Below are 19557 nucleotides of genomic sequence, written 5' to 3'. Positions count from 1 at the left end.
AACGACCTTATTTTTAGGAACTTGCCATGAACGCTGAACACACTGCCAACACCACCAAGTCGCCCGTCGTCACCAGTTTTCAGGTCATACCCGTAGCGGGTCACGACAGCATGTTGCTGAACCTGAGCGGTGCGCACGGGCCGTTCTTTACCCGCAACATCGTCATTCTCAAGGACAGTTCCGGTCATACCGGCGTGGGCGAAGTACCGGGTGGCGAGCGCATCCGTGAGACGCTCGAAGACGCGCGTGGCTTGGTGCTCGGCCAGCCCATCGGCCAATACCAACGCATTCTCAATCAGATGCGTACGACCTTCGCCTCCCGTGACGCGGCGGGGCGCGGCCTGCAAACCTTCGACCTGCGCATCACCATTCATGCCGTGACCGCCATGGAAGCCGCGCTGCTCGATCTGCTGGGTCAATTCCTTGAGGTTCCGGTGGCGGCATTGCTGGGCGAAGGGCAACAGCGCGATGCGGTGAAAATGCTCGGCTACCTGTTTTACATCGGCGACCGCAATGTTACCGACCTGGCCTACCGCAACGAAGCCGATGCTGAAGACCAATGGTTCCGACTGCGTCACGAGAAAGCCATGACCGCCGAAGCCGTTGTGCGCCTGGCTGAAGCCGCCAAAGCGAAATACGGTTTCAACGACTTCAAGCTCAAGGGCGGCGTGTTGAGCGGCGATGAAGAAATCGAAGCGGTCACTGCGCTGGCGGAACGCTTTCCTGACGCCCGTATCACCCTCGACCCAAATGGCGCCTGGTCGCTGAAAGAAGCCATCCGCTTGTGCCGGGATCAGCATCATGTCCTCGCCTACGCGGAAGACCCATGCGGCGCAGAAAACGGCTATTCGGGTCGCGAAGTCATGGCTGAATTCCGCCGCGCCACGGGGCTGAAAACCGCCACCAACATGATCGCGACCGACTGGCGCGAAATGGGCCATGCGATTCAATTGCAGTCGGTCGACATCCCGCTCGCCGACCCGCACTTCTGGACGATGCAGGGTTCAGTCCGGGTGGCCCAGATGTGCCACGAATGGGGTCTGACCTGGGGCTCACATTCCAACAATCACTTCGATATCTCCCTGGCCATGTTCACGCAAGTGGCGGCCGCCGCGCCGGGAGAGATCACCGCCATCGACACGCATTGGATCTGGCAGGACGGGCAGCGCCTGACCAAGGCGCCGCTGAAAATTGAAGGCGGCTACGTCAAGGTGCCAACCAGGCATGGCCTGGGGGTAGACATCGACATGGACGCCGTGGCCAAGGCGCACGAACTGTACAAAGGCATGGGCCTCGGTGTGCGGAATGACAGTGTCGCGATGCAGTTCCTGATTCCTGGCTGGAGCTACAACAACAAGCAACCTTGTCTGGTGCGCTGATCCATCGAGCCGCGCTCAGTTGCCAGAATTACCGCAACCTCACGCCAACAAAGGGGCACCCAAAGTGCCCCTTCCCCTGGCATCTCCGAGCTGACGGGTTCTTCCCACATCACCCGGAGAACGACCCCGAATACATGGCTAGCCTGCAATCAACCCACAACGATTGGAGGTATCGCCAAAAACTCTAAAAAACTGTCAGTTCTAACAGGTCACTTTCACATTCGCCCGCCCTAAGCTGCCCCCACTGGAGCGAATTGAGGCGTTTATCATGTTTCGGAATCAATACCTGTTGCCGCTGGGCGTTGTCGTGTTGGCGATGCTGCCGGCGTTGCGCGATGCCGTGGGGGGTGCCGGTGTCCAATGGCAGCCCCTGAGCGACGAGGTGACTTTTCAGTGCAACCAAACCAATCCAAAGATGGGCGAGAGCGTGTACGTGGTCGGCAGCCATCCGGCGCTGGGCAACTGGCGTCCGGCCGAGGCCGTAAAGCTCAACCGCAATCCCGACTCAACCTGGACTGGCAAAGTACTGTTCCCGGGCGCGGACGACGGCAAAGACGTGGAATGGAAATGTATCGAGCGTAACGACGCCGTGCCGACCAATGCACCGAACTGGCAGCCCGACCCAAACAACAAAGTGAAGCTGACGTTCAAAACATCGAGCGTCGGCTCGTTCTGAGGCGTAAGTGAGCAAGCGCCGATCCGACTTGCCCGCGAAGCGCGATGATGCAATTTGTCAGGCCAGACGCCTTCGCGAGCAAGCCCGCTGCCACAAAGGATTGGCGTTTACTCGGGATTGGGGCCAAGCAACAGGCCCTGCTCGCGCTCACACAACTGCACCACGTAATCCCACATCACCCGCAGCCGCACCGATTTGTGCAGCTCTCGCCGGGTGCTGATCCAGTAACTGCGCAGGATGTTTTCATCCGGCAGCAGCGGCACCAATTCAGGATCGGCATTGGCCATGTAGCACGGCAACACTGCAATCCCCAATCCCGACCGCGCCGCCTGTTGCTGGGCGATGACGCTGGTGCTGTGAAACACCACGCGCGGGTTGCGGCAGAAGCTGTTGAGGAACATCAACTCCTGACTGAACAGCAAGTCATCGACGTAACCGATCCACGCATGGCGGCCAAGGTCCTCGCGGCTGCGCAGCGCTGGCGCCGAGTCCAGGTAAGTCTGGCTGGCATACAGCGCCAGCCGGTAGTCGGTGAGTTTGCGCGTGACCAGCATGTCTGCGGCCGGGCGTTCCAGATGAATGCTGATCTCGGCTTCGCGGTTGAGGATGCTGACAAAGCGCGGCACCGCGACCAATTCCACTTCCAGCCCCGGATAACGTTCGAACAGCCCGTTCATGCGGCTGGCGAGAAACATGATGCCCAGCCCTTCGGTCACGCCGACGCGGATCTTGCCCAGCGGCGCGGTGGATTGGGTGATTTCTTCCTGCGCCAGCAACGCGACGTTTTCCATGGCTTCGGCATGTTTAAGCAGCGCTTCGCCGGCCGGGGTCATCTCGTAGCCCTGGGCATGCTGCACGAACAACGCGGTGCCGAGGCTCTTCTCGATGGCCTCGATGTGCCGCGCCACGGTGGCATGGGTGGTGTTCAAACGCCGGGCGGCGGTCAGCAAACGCCCGCTACGCTGCAATTCGAGAAAAAACCGCAGGTCATTCCAGTCGAACATAGGTCATCCTTGGGTCTACGCTGTTTGGAGCACTGTGTGAAAACGCACAGCGGCTGCGTAAAAACTAACATTCTTTTAACGAAAGCTAACAACTAGGATGACCGAGAACAAGAACAACAATAAGAGGTAAGGGATGCACACTGCCCTTGATGAATTCGACTACATCGTGGTCGGCGCCGGGCCGGCCGGGTGTTTGCTGGCCAATCGGCTGTCGGCCAATGCGCAACACCGGGTGTTGCTGCTCGAAGCCGGCGGCCGCGATAACTATGCGTGGATTCACATCCCCGTCGGCTATCTGTTCTGCATCGGCAACCCGCGCACCGACTGGTGCTTCAAGACCGAAGCACAATCGGGCCTGCAAGGTCGCGCCCTGAGCTATCCGCGCGGCAAAGTCCTGGGTGGCTGTTCGTCCATCAACGGCATGATCTACATGCGTGGCCAGGCCGGCGACTATGACGGCTGGGCGGCCGACGGCAATCCGGGCTGGAGCTGGAACGACGTGCTGCCGCTGTTCAAGAAAAGCGAAAACCACTTTGCCGGCGATTCGCAATTTCACGGCGCCGCCGGTGAATGGCGGATCGAACGCCAGCGCCTGTCGTGGCCGATTCTGGATGCGTTCCGCACGGCCGCCGAGCAAAGCGGCATCGCCAGCGTTGACGATTTCAACCAGGGCGACAACGAAGGCTGCGGCTATTTTCAGGTCAATCAAAAGGCCGGGATTCGCTGGAACGCGGCCAAGGCTTTTCTCAAACCGATCCGTAATCGCCCTAATCTCACGGTACTGACCGAAGTCGAAGTCGATCGCGTGTTGCTGGACAACGGACGCGCCTCGGCGGTCGTCACGCGTTATCAGGGCCAGGCGAAAACCTTCAAGGCGCGCAAGGAAATTGTGCTCTGCGCCGGCTCCGTCGGTTCGCCAACCATTCTCCAGCGTTCGGGCATCGGCCCTCGCCCGCTGCTGGAAAAACTCGGCATTGGCGTGGCTCACGAACTGCCGGGTGTCGGCGGCAATTTGCAGGATCACCTGCAACTGCGCCTGATCTACAAACTGGAAAACGCCCGTACCCTGAACCAGATCGCCGGCAGCGTGTGGGGCAAGATGGGCATGGGCCTGCGCTACCTCTATGACCGCAGTGGTCCGCTGTCGATGGCGCCAAGTCAGCTCGGCGCATTTGCCCGCTCGGGGCCTGAGCAGACCTCAGCCAATCTCGAATACCACGTGCAACCGTTGTCGCTGGAGCGCTTTGGCGAGCCGTTGCACGCCTTCCCGGCGTTCACCGCGTCGGTGTGTGATTTGCGGCCGCAGAGCCGAGGCCGAATCGAGATTCGCTCGGCCAATCCACAGGAAGCGCCGCTGATTCAACCCAACTACTTGAGCCATCCAGAAGATTTGCGTATTGCGGCGGATGCCATTCGCCTGACCCGGCGCATCGTCACCGCGCGGGCCCTGCAAGCGTTCAAACCGGTGGAGTATTTGCCTGGCGACCGTTTGCAAAGTGAAGAAGAGTTGCACGAAGCCGCCGCGCGAATCGGCACCACCATTTTCCACCCGGTCGGCACCTGCCGGATGGGCAACGATGGCGATGCGGTGGTCGATGCACACCTGAGAGTCCACGGGATTCCCGGCCTGCGCATCGCCGATGCCTCGATCATGCCGCGCATCACCTCGGGCAACACTTGTTCGCCTACGCTGATGATTGCCGAGAAAGCGGCGCAGCTGATCCTTAATCCTTCTGTACACGCCACACCTGTGGGAGCGGGCTTGCTCGCGAAGGCGTCCGGTCAGTCGACGCAGATGTCGGCTGAGCCGACGCTTTCGCGAGCGAGCCCGCCCCCACAGGGGGATCGCATTTCCCACTAGGGTTCTGCAACTGATTCACGGACACGCAACACCAGTGGAACAACAAAAACAATCACTGTGAGGGATACCGATATGTCAGAACATGTTCAGCCGCTGAACACTGTGGGTCGCGCCGAAGTCGGCCATGACACCCGCAAAGTCATCTTCGCCTCGTCACTCGGCACGGTGTTCGAGTGGTACGACTTTTTCCTCTATGGCGCCCTCGCGGCGGTGATCAGCAAGCAGTTTTTCGCCGGGGTCAACGACACCACGGCGTTCATCTTTGCGCTGATGGCGTTTGCTGCCGGCTTCATCGTGCGGCCGTTTGGCGCGTTGGTGTTCGGTCGGTTGGGGGACATGATCGGGCGTAAATACACCTTCCTCGCCACCATCATCCTGATGGGCCTGGCGACGTTCTGCGTCGGATTGCTGCCGACCTACGCGAGCATCGGCATTGCCGCGCCGATCATCCTCGTGGTGCTGCGCATGCTTCAAGGCCTGGCCCTGGGCGGCGAATATGGCGGCGCCGCAACGTACGTGGCAGAGCACGCGCCGATGGGCAAGCGCGGCTTCCATACCAGCTGGATTCAATCCACCGCCACCCTCGGCCTGCTGCTGTCGTTGCTGGTGGTGCTCGGTTGCCGTTACTTCACCGGTGACCAGTTTGAAGTCTGGGGCTGGCGGATTCCGTTTCTGTTTTCCATCGTGCTGCTGGGCATTTCGACCTGGATTCGCATGAGCCTGCACGAGTCGCCGGCCTTCGTGAAAATGAAAGAGGAAGGCAAGCTCTGCAAGCAGCCGCTGCGCGATTCCTTCGGCAAATGGGAAAACCTCAAAGTGGTGCTGATCGCGCTGTTCAGCATCAACGCCGGGCAAGCGGTGACCTTTTATGCCGCGCAGTTTTATGTGCTGTTCTTCCTCACGCAGTTCCTGAAAATGGACCCGGCGCTGGCCAACAGTCTGTTGATCGTCAGCGTGATAATTGGCGCGCCGTTCTTCATCTTCTTCGGCTGGCTATCGGACAAGGTCGGGCGCAAACCGGTATTGATGCTCGGCCTGCTGCTGGCCACCGCGCTGTACTTTCCGATTTTCAAAACCCTGGCCCACTACGCCAACCCGGCGATTGATCAGGCCAGCCGCCAGGCACCGATCACCGTCATGGCCGACCCGGCGACCTGCACCTTCCAGTTCGACCCGGTGGGCAAGGCGAAATTCGACAGCCCTTGCGACAAGGTCAAAACCTTCCTGGTGAAGCAGGGCCTGCCCTATTCCAGCGCAACGGCCCCTGCCGGCAGTGGCGTGCAGGTCAGTGTCGGCGACGTGAAAATCGACGGCTTCGACGAAGCGGCCCTGCGCGGCGCGGTGACTCTGGCGGGCTACCCGTCACAGGCCGATATGCAACAAATCAACAAACCGATGATCGTCGCGCTGATTGTCGCGCTGATCATCATCTCCGCCATGTGCTACGGCCCGCTGGCGGCGCTGATGGTCGAACTGTTCCCGACGCGCATCCGCTATACCTCGATGTCGTTGCCGTACCACATCGGCAATGGCTGGTTTGGCGGATTCCTGCCGACCGTGTCGTTTGCGTTGGTGGTGTACACCGGGGACATCTTCTATGGGCTGTGGTACCCGGTGGTGATTACCGGGGTGAGCCTCATCGTCGGATTGATCTGCCTGCGAGAGACCAAAAACGTCGACCTCGATAAAAACTGATCGCCACCGCCGAAAAAACGCCCCGCACACGCGGGGCGTTTTCGTTAACCTGAGGCACAGCACCCAGCAGCCCCGCCACTGACCAGAACGAGGCACCAGCGCACCATGATCATTTCATCGGCATCTGACTATCGCGAAGCGGCACGGCGCAAACTCCCCCGGTTTCTGTTTGATTACATCGACGGCGGCGCTTATGCAGAGCATACGTTGCGAGCCAACAGCGCCGATCTGGCGGGCATCAGCCTGCGCCAGCGGATTCTGAAAAACGTCGAAACCCTGAGTCTGGAAACCACCCTCTTCGATCAGCCGCTTTCAATGCCCGTGATACTGGCGCCGGTCGGCCTGACGGGCATGTTCGCCCGCCGTGGCGAAGTGCAGGCGGTCAAAGCGGCGGAAAAGAAGGGCATCCCGCTGTGTCTCTCCACCGTGTCGGTGTGTTCGATCGAGGAAGTTACAAGCCAGACCGGGCAATCCATCTGGTTTCAGCTGTACGTGCTGAAAGACCGGGGCTTCATGAAAAACGCCCTTGAGCGTGCGCAGGCCGCCGGGGTCAAAAACCTGGTATTTACCGTCGACATGCCCACGCCCGGTGCCCGCTATCGGGATGCGCACTCGGGCATGTCCGGGCCTTTTGCGTCGTCGCGGCGGATGCTGCAGGCCATGACCAAACCCGACTGGGCATTCAACGTCGGTCTCATGGGCCGCCCGCACGATCTGGGCAATATCACCAGGTACCTGGGCAAAGCCGTGACCCTCGAAGATTACATGGGCTGGCTGGCCAATAACTTCGACCCGTCGATCAGCTGGAGCGATCTGGAGTGGATTCGTGAGTTCTGGAAAGGCCCGATGATCATCAAGGGCATTCTCGACCCGCAGGATGCAAAAGACGCTGTGAGCTTTGGCGCGGACGGGATTGTGGTGTCGAACCACGGCGGACGGCAGCTGGACGGCGTGCTTTCCACGGCCAAGGCCCTGCCGCCGATCATGCAGGCGGTGGGCAACGATTTGACCGTGCTGGTCGACTCGGGGATTCGCTCGGGCCTCGATGTGGTGCGGATGCTGGCGCTGGGCGCGAAAGGCGTGTTGCTCGGGCGGTCGATGGCCTACGCACTGGCCGCCGATGGCCAGCGCGGGGTGGAAAACATGCTGGACATTTTCGCCAGGGAAATGCGCGTGGCGATGACGCTGACCGGGGTGACGTCGATTGGTCAGATTGATGAATCGACGCTGGTCAAGGCACTCGGCTGAACCAACAGCCGCCATGAACAACGCCGCGTCATTGCGCGGCGTTCTGGCTGGGGTCAGACCACTTCTTCAATGATCTCGAACTTCACTTGATCCGGATAAAAAGCCACGTGGTTCTTAATCTGTTCGACCGAGACCTTGGGATTTTCATAACTCCACACGGCATTGGCACCTTCGTGTCCCGGAACCTGCAGGCTGAAATAACTGGCATCGCCCTTGTACGGGCAGTAGCTCGTGTGGTCGGTACGGGCAAAGTATTTTTCGTCGATGTCCTCACGCGGCACGTAATACACCGGCGGGTAATTGGCCTCCAGCAGTATCAACGCGTGTGAAGACGCAGCGACTTGAATACCGTGGAACTTCACCAGCAGGAAGCCCGGTTGCTCTGCGATGGTAATGACAGGACTGGGACCTGAGCTTTTCATGGAATACGTTCCTCATGACAGTGATAGACCGGTGGGAGCGTGGCTTGCCCGCGATGGGTCGCGCAGCGGTCCCGAAAACCGAGACCACGAACTATCAGGTATAACGCAGATTTTGCATTGATGACGGCTCTACAGCTGAACGGGCTTGCAAACATCCGCAACAGCTTTTGCTGTACATCCATACAGATAAAGGTTGCTCCATTGCGCTGCTCCGGCCATTCTGTGCACCTCTTGCGCACTTGATGAACGATGGTGGCTATGCAGTTGTACCTCTGTGAAAAACCTTCCCAGGCCAAAGACATTGCAGCAGTGCTCGGCGCCAGGCGCCGGGGGGACGGCTGCTGGCTGGGGACGGACGTCACGGTGACCTGGTGCATCGGCCATCTGCTGGAAACCGCCCCGCCGGATGCCTATGACGCCCGTTACAAGCGCTGGGTGCTGACGGACCTGCCGATCATCCCGGACAAATGGAAGATGACGGTCAAACCGCGCACCGCCAGCCAGTACAAAGCGGTAAAACGCTTGCTGGGCGAGGCCGATGAACTGGTGATCGCCACCGACGCCGACCGTGAGGGCGAAATGATCGCCCGTGAGTTGGTGGAGCATTGCCGTTATCGTGGCCCGATCCGCCGATTGTGGCTGTCGGCGCTGGATGACGCATCGATCCGCAAGGCATTGGCGGCGCTCAAGCCGGGGGCCGAGACCTTCAGCCTCTATCATTCGGCGCTGGGACGCTCGCGGGCCGACTGGTTGATCGGCATGAACATGAGCCGGCTGTTCACTTTGCTGGGACGACAGTCGGGTTATCAAGGCGTGTTGCCGGTGGGTCGGGTGCAGACGCCAACCTTGCGGCTGGTGGTGGATCGGGATCGAAGCATTGCCGACTTTGTGCCGGTTGCCTATTGGGCCATCGACGTGCAACTGCTGAGCGAGGGCACCGCGTTCACCGCACAATGGCGCGCGCCCGCGGATGCTTGCGATGACCAGGAGCGTTGCCTGAATCAGGCAACGGCGCAGGACGCGGCCGAGGCCATGCGTGGCGCGTCGATCGCACGGGTGATCAAGTTGCGCACCGAACGCATGCGCGAAGTGGCCCCGCTCCCCTTCGATCTGGGCACCCTCCAGGAAATCTGTTCGAAGAAGCTGGGGCTCGGCGCCCAGGAAACCCTCGACATTGCCCAGGCCCTCTACGAAACCCACAAGGTCATCACCTACCCGCGCAGCGATTGCGGCTTCCTGCCGTTGAGTCAGCACAGCGAAGCGTCGAGCATCCTCGCCGCGTTGCGCCAAGCCGATCCGTCCCTCGACGCGTTGAATGAATTCCTGGACCCCAAGCAGCGTTCAAGGGCGTGGAACGACGCCAAGGTCACGGCGCACCACGGCATCATTCCGACCGCAGCGACGAAAAACCTCGACCGGTTGGCGGGCAAGCAAAGAGCGGTCTACACGTTGATTCGCGCGCGTTATCTCGCGCAGTTCCTGCCCACTCATGAATATGACCGGACCCAGGTGGACTTCGACTGCGCCGGTGAAGCGCTGCGTGCCGTCGGCAAGCAGATTATCGAGCCGGGCTGGAAGCGCGCCCTTCCTGAAGCCCTTGCCCCGGCCAAGGGCCGCGAAGCACCGGCGCCGCAAACGCTGCCCAGGCTGGCCGAAGGCCGTGACTGCACGGTGGCGGACGTAAAGCTCAAAGACCTCTGGACCCAACCGCCAAAGCCATTCACCGAAGGCGACTTGATCAAGGCGATGAAAAACGTCGCCAAGCTAGTGCAAGACCCATTGCTCAAGCAAAAGCTCAAGGACACCACCGGCATCGGCACCGAAGCCACCCGTGCATCGATCATTCAAGGCCTGCTCGACCGGGGTTACCTGATCAAGAACGGCAAAGCCCTGGGAGCAACGCCCGCAGCGTTCAGCCTGATCGATGCCGTGCCACGTGCCATCGCCGATCCCGGCACCACCGCCATCTGGGAGCAGGCGCTGGACATGGTGCAAAGCGGGGAAATGAGCCTGGAAGAGTTCGTCACCAGACAGGCCGCATGGATGAGCAAGCACATCGCTCGTTGCGCCGGTTTGAACCTGACCATCAGCGGCCCCGCCAGCCCCGCCGGGCGTGGCGCCAAACCCTGGAAGAACAAACGCAAGCCCGCCCAACGCAAACCCGCCGCCAGTGCCAAACGCACGGCTAAACCGGCCAGCAACGTCTGAGGGCACTTCGCCTGGACCTCAATGGTCTAGTGTTCTTCAAGCCCGGCGACGGCCCTTTATCTGAACAGCCATCGCTGCCTCGCTCCAGTCGAAAGCCGCTACAGGAATTTTGATCATGATTATCGTGCACCACCTGAACAACTCCCGCTCCCAGCGGATTCTCTGGCTGCTGGAAGAACTGGCCATCCCGTACGAACTGAAACTCTATCAGCGCGACCCTAAAACCAACCTCGCACCACCCGAATTGAAAGCAATCAACGCCTTGGGCAAATCGCCGGTAATTGAAGACGGCGCGCAGACGTTGATCGAGTCCGCCGCCATCATCGACTACCTGATTCGCCGCCATGGCCAGGGTCGGCTGCAACCTGATCCGTCCACCGCTGCCTACGACGAGTACGTGCAGTGGCTGCACTTCGCGGAAGGCTCGGCGATGCTGCCACTGATGTTGAACCTGTATGTCGGGCGGCTGGGTGAAGCCGGTGCGCCGCTGCAACCGCGCATCCAGTCGGAAGTGGCAAACTACCTCGCCTACCTTGACCACGCGCTGAGCCAGTCCGATTACCTGCTCGGTGATGAGTTCAGCGCCGCCGACATCCAGATGAGCTTCATTGGCGAAATCGCCCGAGCCCAGGGCAAGCTGGCCAGCTACCCTCACGTAGCGGCATGGATTCAACGCTTCCAGGCACGCCCGGCTTACATCGCCGCGTTGAAAAAAGGTGGGAAATACGACTTCGCACCTCACTGAGTGATGCCTGAGGGGCCACGGACGGCCCTGCGACCCGGAGCGAACCCAGCATGCCCTCGGTAGAACTGCACGTCGCTCACCGCGACGATCTGGACACTCTCGAAAACCTGATGCAGTTCTACACGTACGACTTCAGTGAGTGGCTGCCGCTGCCACTCGCCGAGCATGGTTTCTTCAATATTCGGCCATCGCCCGATTACTGGCGCAGCCCCGGGACACGAGCGTTTCTGATCCGCGTGAAGGACGAGCTTGCCGGTTTCGTCACCGTCGACGACGTCACGCACCTTGACGGCGCCGAGTACAACATCGGCTACTTGTTCGTCAGCCGCCGCTTTCGTGGCCAAGGTGTCGCGAGGTTTGTCGTTTCTACCCTCTTGAGCCGATTCCCCGGTCAATGGCAAATTTTCCACGTCGACGCGAATCCGCCTGCACGGTTGTTCTGGGCCAAGGTAATTCCCGAATTCGTCGGCGCTAATTTCAGCCTGCATCAACGCTCGGTAGACGGATATCCCTGCACCTTCTACCGCTTTCATTGCTGGCCGCCATCGTCCTGACTGGCGCGTTTCGATCCCCATTTTTAATTCCAAACGGCTTTGTCCGACAATATGTAGTGACTAAAAATAATCACTACATAACGGTTGACGCCTTCGATTTGCCCTTGCATGATGCAGACATCTCCCCGATCGGGAGTACAGCAACATGTTTGAGCAAGCTCGTCTGACCGCCGAGCTGTTTTTCCCGGATACACGCTGCCCACAAGGCAGATTGAAGAAGCTGACCTGGCCCGAACGTCCAGTACAAGGACGAGAAGCGCTGGCGATCAATCCTCATGAAGCTTGTGGCCGACCCTGAAAAGTCGGCAGTGGCCTCCAGGTTTTCGCCGCTTCTCTTCGTTGTGACGCTAACGCGTAGCAGTTATTCAACACGACTACATGCAACAGACGCGAGACCCCGTCGAATTCGATGGCCGACCGCTGACGTCCTGGTTTCGGTGCCAGGGATCAACTAACCGATGGGCTACTTGTATTAGCGAACCAACTTTGAAAGATCACCAAATGGTCAAGGGGCACATTATGAATCTGAACAATCAACCTACTGTCGATGAACTGGCTCACCTGTTCGCCGCGCAAAAAGACAGCCACGACAGCCACATTCTGTGGATCAGCAAATCGGGCCAGGTTCATATCGATTGCCTGTCGCCGCATGCTCATGAAGCCGAGTTCGACCAGAACCACCAGAACCTGCTGGCCCGCCTGAAGATGTATCGTCGCGGCCAGGGTTATGTCGGCAAGAAAGCTGCCGCCGACAAGGACTTCATCGGCAATGTTCTGCAAACGCTGAAACAGGCCTGGGCCTCGTTGCAGAATCAGAATGAAGTTCGGGTGATTGATCGCCTCTACTGATATTCCGAAAGGGTTTAACCCATCGTTCAACACTAAAAAGGCCCCGCTCGTTTAACCGAGCGGGGCCTTTTTTTGTTTGTCTTCTGTGCGGCAAATGAAGCTATTGTTATCCGTATTCATTTTTGGGCAATGGAGCCGTTCGATGAAAAATACTCTGACATTGTTGCTGTTGTTGAGCATGGTGGGCGCCGCCCAGGCAGACAGCATTCCCAACCTGCCTTCATTTGATGTCGACTGTCCCGGAAAAGTTATCGCACATGCGGATCAGGAAGGCCCGGTAACGATCAACGGCAAAGAAGCTGAAACAAAAGCCATCGATGATCGCACCTTCGAAGCCAAAGGCCCGGGCGTGACGCTCGCGATCAGCGTCAAAGAGGACGACTCCCTTACCGTCACCGCGACCAGCAAGGGCAGCAAAGGCGTCTGCCAATCCGTGGATGACTGACGGCACCGAGCAAGGCGCGGTTGTCCCCAACATTTAATCCATAAACGCCACCGACGCCGCGCAGTGGCAGTTGTCTTGCGTCGAAGCAACGCAGCGCCTCGCGTCGGCGCCTTTCCCTGCAACCCGCTCGCGGCAGCCGCTGATGCTCAAGACTCAGCGTTTGACGGCGAGATCGGTCTGCGTCATGCGGCTGCGAACAGTGAACACGCCGTCACCCGAGAGAATTGCGCTGCGGGCAAACAACCGGCCGCTTTCCCAGTTCGAAAGGCCCAGTTCCGGTTTGTTCAGCGCGTATTGTCCGTCGACCCAACGGGTTATCCCGTTGCCCACGAATGGCGCGTTTACGGCGTTATAGAAGCGCTCATGAGCCTCCGCCTTTTCACTGATCAACGACACGGTGAACTGCGGGCTGTAGCGATTGAACAAGGCGATGGCGCTGTCCAGGTCATCGACAATCTTCAGGCTGACTTCCGGGGTTTCTTCCCATTCCCACTCCCGACCCAGCTGAGCTTCGGCCAGCGGCTCGGCCAACGCTTCGGTTTGATAGCCGCCGGCTCGATACACCTCGACGCTCGCGGTTTGCCATTCGCTCGGCAACCACTGTTCGCTGCCTTCGACGATGTGCAATTTGCAGCCCTGGCCCCGCGCGGTGCCGGCCTGTTGCAATGCATCGAGGAACAACGGCACCAGTTCGGCGGCGCGCTCGCGCTGGATCAGGCAAACGTTCAAGGTGTTGCAGACCTTGCGGTCCAGCGAGTGGCGCACCACGGCGGCGAAACGCGTAGCGTCGGCGTCCTTGTCGGCGACCAGCCAGGCGCCACCGGTGCCGTGCAGGCTGACGGCCGTACCCGCTTGTTGGGCGATGCTGCCGAGTTGGCTGACCGCGCGGCCCGAACCGCGCGCCACGGCCAGCGACAGGCGCCGGTCGGCGAACATTGCCCAACCGGCAGCGTGATTGACGCTTTCCACCAGCGACACCGCGCCCGCCGGCAATCCCGCGTCGCTCAGTGCCGGATTCAAGGCATGGGTGACGATGGCTTGCGCAGTGCCTAACGCATCGCTGCCAATGCGCAACACCGCCGTGTTACCGGTACGCAGCACGCCGGCAGCGTCGGCGAACACATTCGGCCGACCTTCGAAGACGAACGCGACAATGCCCAACGGCGAGACCACTTGTTCGACTTTCCAGCCCTCGTGCTCGACGCAACTGATCACTTTGCCGCGAGTCGCCAGCGCATCGCGCCAGGCTCGCAGGCCGGCGATCATGTCGCGGCGCATGCGCTCATCGGCCAGCAACCGCGTGGTGGAGCGCCCGCGCAATCTGGCGCGCTCGATATCGGCCAGGTTCGCCGCCTCGATCAACGCCCAGCAATCAGGGTTTTCCAGGCGTTGGGCAAAGTGATCGAAGAACGCGCTGATCGCCTGATCCGAGACAGCGGACATCGCGGTGAACGCCGCTTCAGCGCGCTCGATGGCAACCGCTGCCGCGTGCTGATCCGCCACCGGAATCAGCAACAATTCGCCGCTGACCTGCTCTACCAGCAGATGGTCTCCGGGCTGAAAGCGCTCGGCCAGTTCGGGGCTGACGACAGTGACACGGTTACCGGCAAAAGGGATCGGCGTGCCAGCGACTAGACGTTCGAGCGCAAGAGACATGAAGCGGTTTCACCATGCAGTGGGCGGCCGGAAAATGTATAGCAATTTCCCTGGAGCGTCACGCGCCAGGCCGGCTATTGCACGCGCGCCTGCAATAGCCCTTTGACCGTGCGCATCACCGTCGCATTCGCCTCCTCCATCTGGCCGACGTGCACCAGCGCCGCTTCCAGCTCGCCCTTGGCATGCGCCTCCAGCGCGGCCTGGCCGTTGCTGTGCACAAGGCGATGCGGCACCTCCATGCGGCGAAAATCGGCGTCGCGCTGGCGGCTCTGGTTCTGCTCTGCGTAGTACCACTGGCCGAACAGGCACTCGGTTTCATCCGGCAGCGTCAGGGGTGAATGGGGTTTGGGGTTCAGCAAGCGGTCATACACGGTGACTTTCAACGTCAGCTCTTGCAGGTTGGCCAGTTCAACGTTGGACAACAGGTGCGACTGGTCGATGTCGCGCTGCATCTGCTGTGCTTCGCCGTACATGCCGGCCATGGCGTCGGCGGTTTTGTCGATCACCGCACCGAACGCACTGGACACCTGGCTCTGTTGCGAAATGGCCTGTTTGGCGTTACCGATTTCCTGCTGGATGGCCGAAGTTTCCTTGACGATTTCCCGGGTGGCTTCGGCGGTCTTTTCGGCTAGTAGCCGCACTTCCCCGGCCACCACCGCAAAGCCGCGCCCGGTGTCGCCCGCGCGCGCGGCCTCGATGGCCGCATTGAGCGCCAACAGGTTGGTCTTGCGGGCGATGTCGCTGATCAGGTCGACGATGCGGTCAATTTCACTGGCGCGTCCGACCAGGTGAGTGATGACGTCTTCCAGCGCGTCCAGCCCCGCCGCCATGACTCGCGATTGTTCCTGCAGATGGCTGACCTGCTCACGGTTGTCGATGGCCGCGCGAGCGACGGTTTCCGCTCGTTGGTGATTACGCTTGAGGCGCTGGTTGAGCATCGAAAATGCGTCGCTGACCGGCGAAATCGATTTGCCGCAGGTCAGCAAGTGCTGCGCCAGGCCACGGTAAAAGTCACGCTCGCGCAACTCCGCGTGACGGGTCGCCAGCAACGCGTCGTTCGCAACGGTTGCCACCGGCGCGCTGGCGACCAAGGCTGGCGGCGCGGCGGCGTGCTCGCGGGTTTTCCTGCGCCATATCAATTTCATCCCCATCCCCCGACCAAGCCCGACGCAGTGCGTCAAAGCGCGGAAGATACGAATCTGCGGCGCCGGGTTAAAGCTCCAATCGGACGAAAGTCTGGCAGACCACTGTCAGAACACCGACCAGCCAATCCGCTGGCTCAGCAGTTCCAGCGCCGCCATGCCCGCCAGCGAGTTGCCCGCCGCGTTCAATTCCGGAGACCAGACGCACACGGTAAATTGCCCCGGCACCACCGCGACAATCCCGCCGCCTACGCCGCTCTTGCCCGGCAAGCCGACACGATAGGCGAAGTTGCCGGCTTCGTCATACAGGCCGCTGGTGGCCATGATCGAGTTGACCTGCTGGGTCTGGCGTGCGGTGAGGATCTGCTCGCCGCTGTGTTTGCAGAAGCCGTCGTTGGCCAGGAAGCAGAACGCGCGGGCCAGGTCGATGCAGTTCATGCGCAGTGCGCAGTGGCTGAAATAGCTGCGCAACACCGCTTCGACGTCGTTGTGGAAGTTGCCGAACGATTGCATCAGGTAGGCCATCGCCGCGTTGCGCGCACGGTGCTGGTATTCGGATTCGGCGACCTTGCCGTCCACCATGACTTGCGGGTTGCCGGACAGTCGGCGGACAAAATCGCGCATCGACAACGCCGGCGCGGCGAAGCGTGACTGGTTGATGTCACAGATCACTAGCGCGCCGGCGTTGATGAACGGGTTGCGCGGGCGGCCGCGCTCGAACTCCAGTTGCACCAGCGAGTTGAACGGCTGGCCGGACGGTTCATGGCCAAGACGCTCCCAGATGGCTTCGCCGGAGTGGTCGATGGCCTGCACCAGGCTGAACACCTTGGAAATGCTCTGCACCGAGAACGGCGTCTGGGCATCGCCGGCGCAGAACAACTCGCCGTCGTTGCCGTACACGGCAATGCCCAACTGATTGGCCGGCACTGTGCCGAGGGCCGGAATGTAGTCAGCCACCTTGCCCTGACCGATCAGCGGCCGGACAGCGTCAAGGATCTCGTTCAACAGCGCTTGCATGCGGGCTTCCGAAGTCTCGCCCCATGGGATTGCGGGGCACTGACGCTAGACGCCGCTGGCCGCCGGCGAATCACAGATTGCTGAAACCAGCGGCCTTGTGGGAGCGGGCTTGCTCGCGAAAGCGGCGTATCAGCCGACACTGATGGCTAATGACACACCGCTTTCGCGAGCAAGCCCGCTCCCACACTTTGATTGGTGTTGGATGTGTATCGGTGTGTGTACCGAAGCCTCCCCGACACAATAGACCCATCAACCGGCGCACCCATGACACATCGCCGATACACCCGCCGGGTCAACTGTGCCTGTCCAGCCCACTGACTGATCGGAGATCCACACCATGAACATTGCGTTCTCATCGGCGCTGAAAAGCCTGCACCTGAACCTCGACCGCGCCGGCAACTGGCTCGCGCCCATGACCTTGCGGTTGTTTATCGCCTGGGAGTTTTTCGAGTCGGGCCTGGAGAAATGGCAGGGTGAAAACTGGTTCGCCGACATCCAGGACCGCTTTCCGTTTCCCTTCAACCATGTGCCAGCCACGCTGAACTGGGAGCTGTCGATGTGGGCCGAGCTGATTTGTGCCCTCGCCATCCTCATCGGCCTGGGCACGCGGCTGTCGGCCATCGTGCTGATCGTGGTCACGGTGGTCGCCACCGCTGCCGTTCACTGGCCGGCCGATTGGTCTACATTGAGTGAACTTGCCCAGGGTTATGCCATCAGCAACAAGGGCCACGGTAATTTCAAACTGCCGCTGATCTACCTCGCCGCGCTGGTGCCGCTGTTGCTCTCGGGTGCCGGCAAGTTGAGCCTTGATGCATGGCTGGGCCAATTTTTCTGGCGCCGCAACAACCGCTGAAATGCTACCGTGGCAACCTTCACCTTCCACCTCACTTGCGTAGACAGGAGCCACCATGAGCGTGACCACCCAATGGATCGAAATCGACAGCGACGAAGGTAAATTCGGCGCCTACCTGGCCATTCCGCACACCCAGAAAGGCCCGGGGATCGTACTGATCCAGGAGATCTTCGGCGTCAACGAGCACATCCGTTCCGTCGCCGAACAATACGCCGCCGACGGGTATCTGGTGATCGTGCCGGACCTGTTCTGGCGCAGCGGCCATCGCATCGAACTGACTTACGACGAAGCCGGCTGGAAACGCGCCGTCGAGTTGATGAACGCCACCGACATCACCAAGGCCCAGGCCGATATCAAACTGGCCATCGACGCGCTCGACGCTCAACCGGGCCTGGACGGCGGCATCGCCTCCATCGGCTATTGCTTCGGCGGCTTGCTGTCCTACCTCACGGCCGCCAACGGCCTGGTGGAAGTGGCCATCGCCTATTACGGCGGCGGCATCCAGAACCATCTCGACCGCGCCGACGAGATCCAGGTGCCGCTGCTGATGCACTTCGGTGAACAGGACAGCCACATTTCGCTGGAAGACGTGGAGAAAATCGCCGAACGTTTCGACACCAACGACAACGTGGAAATAGTCGTGTACCCGGAAGCCCAACACGGTTTCAACTGCTCCCACCGCGAAAGCTACAACCAGCGCGCGGCGGCAGAGGCCCATGGCAATACGTTGATCTTCCTGGGCATGGAGCTGTAAGGCCCCGTCCACGCAAAAAAAGGCACCTGAACCAGGTGCCTTTTTTGTGTGTAGCGTCGACAGGATTACGCTTGCGATGGATCGGTCACGGCCAGTTTCGGCTGCGAGTTGCGCTCATGCACGTGGCGATGCGGCGTGCGGTCGATGTTCAGGCTGAGGATTTCCGGGCGGCTGTAGTGGCCACGGCCGTCCATCTGACGTTTACGGATTTCGATCTGGAACAGGTCGATGTCGGCAATCACTTCACCCTCGCCTTCGGTCAATGCGCCGACGACTTCACCCTGCGGGTCGATGATCGCGGTGTAGCAACCGCCGGAGATCGGGCCAATGTCGCAACCGGTGGCGGCCATGATCTGGGCCTGCTGTTCCGGGTACAGCCAGGCGGTCGAGTTGACCACGAAGCAAGCTGATTCCAGGGCGTGCATGCGGATGCTGACTTCCATCTGGCGGGTGAACAAATCACCGGCGAACGAGCCTGGGTACATCGAGGCGTGAATCTGTTCGCCGTCTTCGATCAAGGCGTAACGCGCCAACGGGTTGTAATGTTCCCAGCAAGCCAGTTGGCCGATACGGCCGACCGCGCTGTCGGTGGCGCGCAGGCCGGACCCATCGCCCATGCCCCAGATCATCCGTTCGTGATACGTCGGTGAAATCTTGCGCCGGGCCTGAATCAGCGTGCCGTCGGCATCAAACAGTAACTGCGTGTTGTAGAGGGTGCTGCCATCGCGCTCGTTGACGCCGATCGACACCACCATATTCGCGTCTTTGGCGGCTTGACCGATGGCCTCGGTGGTCGCCGACGGCACAACCACGGCTTGATCGAGCAATTTGTAGTGCTCGGAACCCATTTCGAACGGACTCTGCACAAAAGAAAAGTAGGGGTAGTACGGCACGATGGTTTCCGGGAAAACGGCAAACTGCACGCCCTTTTCCCCGAGTTCGCGAATCTTGTTAACGACCTTTTCTACCGTGCCTTCACGGCTGTAGAGCACAGGGGCGATTTGAACGGCAGCGGCTTTGACGATGGTCATGGCGGTGATCTCATTGAG

General features: G+C 60.4%; 18 protein-coding genes and 1 pseudogene. 12 read left to right on the top strand and 7 right to left on the bottom strand.

The window, feature by feature from the left end; translation table 11 throughout:
- The first annotated feature begins 26 nt into the window (after positions 1 to 26).
- Positions 27 to 1379, top strand: coding sequence for a glucarate dehydratase (gene gudD / locus ACQKP4_RS00200; RefSeq protein ID WP_427629281.1), 1353 nt, complete (start codon positions 27 to 29; stop codon positions 1377 to 1379).
- 268 nt (positions 1380 to 1647) lie between these two features.
- Positions 1648 to 2055 (top strand): carbohydrate-binding module family 20 domain-containing protein, encoded by a 408-nt coding sequence (locus ACQKP4_RS00195; RefSeq protein ID WP_427629280.1) that lies wholly within the window; start codon positions 1648 to 1650, stop codon positions 2053 to 2055.
- 107 nt (positions 2056 to 2162) lie between these two features.
- Here the strand turns inward: ACQKP4_RS00195 and ACQKP4_RS00190 are convergent, their stop codons facing one another.
- Positions 2163 to 3059, bottom strand: a complete 897-nt coding sequence (locus tag ACQKP4_RS00190) for a LysR family transcriptional regulator (protein WP_427629278.1) — start codon at positions 3057 to 3059, stop codon at positions 2163 to 2165.
- 133 nt (positions 3060 to 3192) lie between these two features.
- Here ACQKP4_RS00190 and ACQKP4_RS00185 point away from each other — a divergent pair, with 133 nt between their 5' ends.
- From ACQKP4_RS00185 to lldD, 3 genes are all read left to right on the top strand, one after another.
- Positions 3193 to 4920: a GMC family oxidoreductase gene (locus tag ACQKP4_RS00185; RefSeq protein ID WP_427629276.1), complete on the top strand. Its 1728-nt coding sequence runs from the start codon at positions 3193 to 3195 to the stop codon at positions 4918 to 4920.
- Positions 4921 to 4992: 72 nt separating this feature from the next.
- Positions 4993 to 6615: an MFS transporter gene (locus ACQKP4_RS00180; protein WP_427629274.1), complete on the top strand. Its 1623-nt coding sequence runs from the start codon at positions 4993 to 4995 to the stop codon at positions 6613 to 6615.
- A 105-nt stretch (positions 6616 to 6720) separates the two neighbouring features.
- A complete protein-coding gene (gene lldD, locus ACQKP4_RS00175) occupies positions 6721 to 7863 on the top strand; it encodes an FMN-dependent L-lactate dehydrogenase LldD (protein ID WP_427629272.1) in 1143 nt (380 codons plus the stop codon).
- Positions 7864 to 7916: 53 nt separating this feature from the next.
- On the opposite strand, the gene ACQKP4_RS00170 is transcribed toward lldD, so the two are convergent.
- A complete protein-coding gene (locus ACQKP4_RS00170; RefSeq protein ID WP_427629270.1) occupies positions 7917 to 8285 on the bottom strand; it encodes a DUF427 domain-containing protein in 369 nt (122 codons plus the stop codon).
- Positions 8286 to 8543: 258 nt separating this feature from the next.
- Between ACQKP4_RS00170 and ACQKP4_RS00165 the strand changes: the two genes are divergently transcribed.
- The 5 genes from ACQKP4_RS00165 to ACQKP4_RS00145 all read left to right on the top strand — a co-directional run bounded on the left by ACQKP4_RS00165 (position 8544) and on the right by ACQKP4_RS00145 (position 13086).
- Complete coding sequence (locus ACQKP4_RS00165) at positions 8544 to 10493, top strand: DNA topoisomerase III (RefSeq protein ID WP_427629268.1); 1950 nt, start codon at positions 8544 to 8546, stop codon at positions 10491 to 10493.
- Positions 10494 to 10608: 115 nt separating this feature from the next.
- On the top strand, positions 10609 to 11238 hold the full coding sequence (locus ACQKP4_RS00160; protein WP_427629266.1) for a glutathione S-transferase family protein: 630 nt from the start codon (positions 10609 to 10611) through the stop codon (positions 11236 to 11238).
- 50 nt (positions 11239 to 11288) lie between these two features.
- A complete protein-coding gene (locus ACQKP4_RS00155) occupies positions 11289 to 11792 on the top strand; it encodes a GNAT family N-acetyltransferase (RefSeq protein ID WP_427629264.1) in 504 nt (167 codons plus the stop codon).
- A gap of 519 nt (positions 11793 to 12311) precedes the next feature.
- A complete protein-coding gene (locus ACQKP4_RS00150) occupies positions 12312 to 12641 on the top strand; it encodes a hypothetical protein (RefSeq protein ID WP_427629262.1) in 330 nt (109 codons plus the stop codon).
- Positions 12642 to 12783: 142 nt separating this feature from the next.
- Positions 12784 to 13086: a hypothetical protein gene (locus ACQKP4_RS00145; RefSeq protein ID WP_427629260.1), complete on the top strand. Its 303-nt coding sequence runs from the start codon at positions 12784 to 12786 to the stop codon at positions 13084 to 13086.
- A gap of 153 nt (positions 13087 to 13239) precedes the next feature.
- On the opposite strand, the gene ACQKP4_RS00140 is transcribed toward ACQKP4_RS00145, so the two are convergent.
- From ACQKP4_RS00140 to glsB, 4 genes and pseudogenes are all read right to left on the bottom strand, one after another.
- The gene (locus tag ACQKP4_RS00140; protein WP_427629258.1) at positions 13240 to 14742 is read right to left on the bottom strand and encodes an aldehyde dehydrogenase family protein; all 1503 of its coding nucleotides are present in this window, start codon (positions 14740 to 14742) and stop codon (positions 13240 to 13242) included.
- Positions 14743 to 14816: 74 nt separating this feature from the next.
- Positions 14817 to 15194, bottom strand: a complete 378-nt coding sequence (locus ACQKP4_RS00135) for a CZB domain-containing protein (protein ID WP_427629487.1) — start codon at positions 15192 to 15194, stop codon at positions 14817 to 14819.
- A gap of 39 nt (positions 15195 to 15233) precedes the next feature.
- A pseudogene (locus ACQKP4_RS00130) lies at positions 15234 to 15680 on the bottom strand (methyl-accepting chemotaxis protein); the annotation flags it as partial.
- A 312-nt stretch (positions 15681 to 15992) separates the two neighbouring features.
- Positions 15993 to 16901, bottom strand: coding sequence for a glutaminase B (glsB, locus tag ACQKP4_RS00125; RefSeq protein WP_427629256.1), 909 nt, complete (start codon positions 16899 to 16901; stop codon positions 15993 to 15995).
- Between the two features lie 337 nt (positions 16902 to 17238).
- Between glsB and ACQKP4_RS00120 the strand changes: the two genes are divergently transcribed.
- Both ACQKP4_RS00120 and ACQKP4_RS00115 read left to right on the top strand, forming a co-directional pair.
- Complete coding sequence (locus ACQKP4_RS00120; protein WP_427629255.1) at positions 17239 to 17754, top strand: DoxX family protein; 516 nt, start codon at positions 17239 to 17241, stop codon at positions 17752 to 17754.
- Positions 17755 to 17809: 55 nt separating this feature from the next.
- The gene (locus ACQKP4_RS00115) at positions 17810 to 18508 is read left to right on the top strand and encodes a dienelactone hydrolase family protein (RefSeq protein ID WP_427629253.1); all 699 of its coding nucleotides are present in this window, start codon (positions 17810 to 17812) and stop codon (positions 18506 to 18508) included.
- 65 nt (positions 18509 to 18573) lie between these two features.
- Here ACQKP4_RS00115 and ACQKP4_RS00110 read toward each other — a convergent pair whose 3' ends face one another.
- Positions 18574 to 19539, bottom strand: a complete 966-nt coding sequence (locus ACQKP4_RS00110; protein WP_427629251.1) for a nitrilase-related carbon-nitrogen hydrolase — start codon at positions 19537 to 19539, stop codon at positions 18574 to 18576.
- Positions 19540 to 19557 lie beyond the last annotated feature (18 nt).

This window comes from Pseudomonas sp. NPDC086278 (genome assembly GCF_050280905.1).
In the GTDB taxonomy this organism is placed as follows: Bacteria; Pseudomonadota; Gammaproteobacteria; order Pseudomonadales; family Pseudomonadaceae; genus Aquipseudomonas.
The sequence above is the reverse complement of the archived record's forward strand: the minus strand, read 5'-3'. Positions and strand labels throughout refer to the sequence as shown.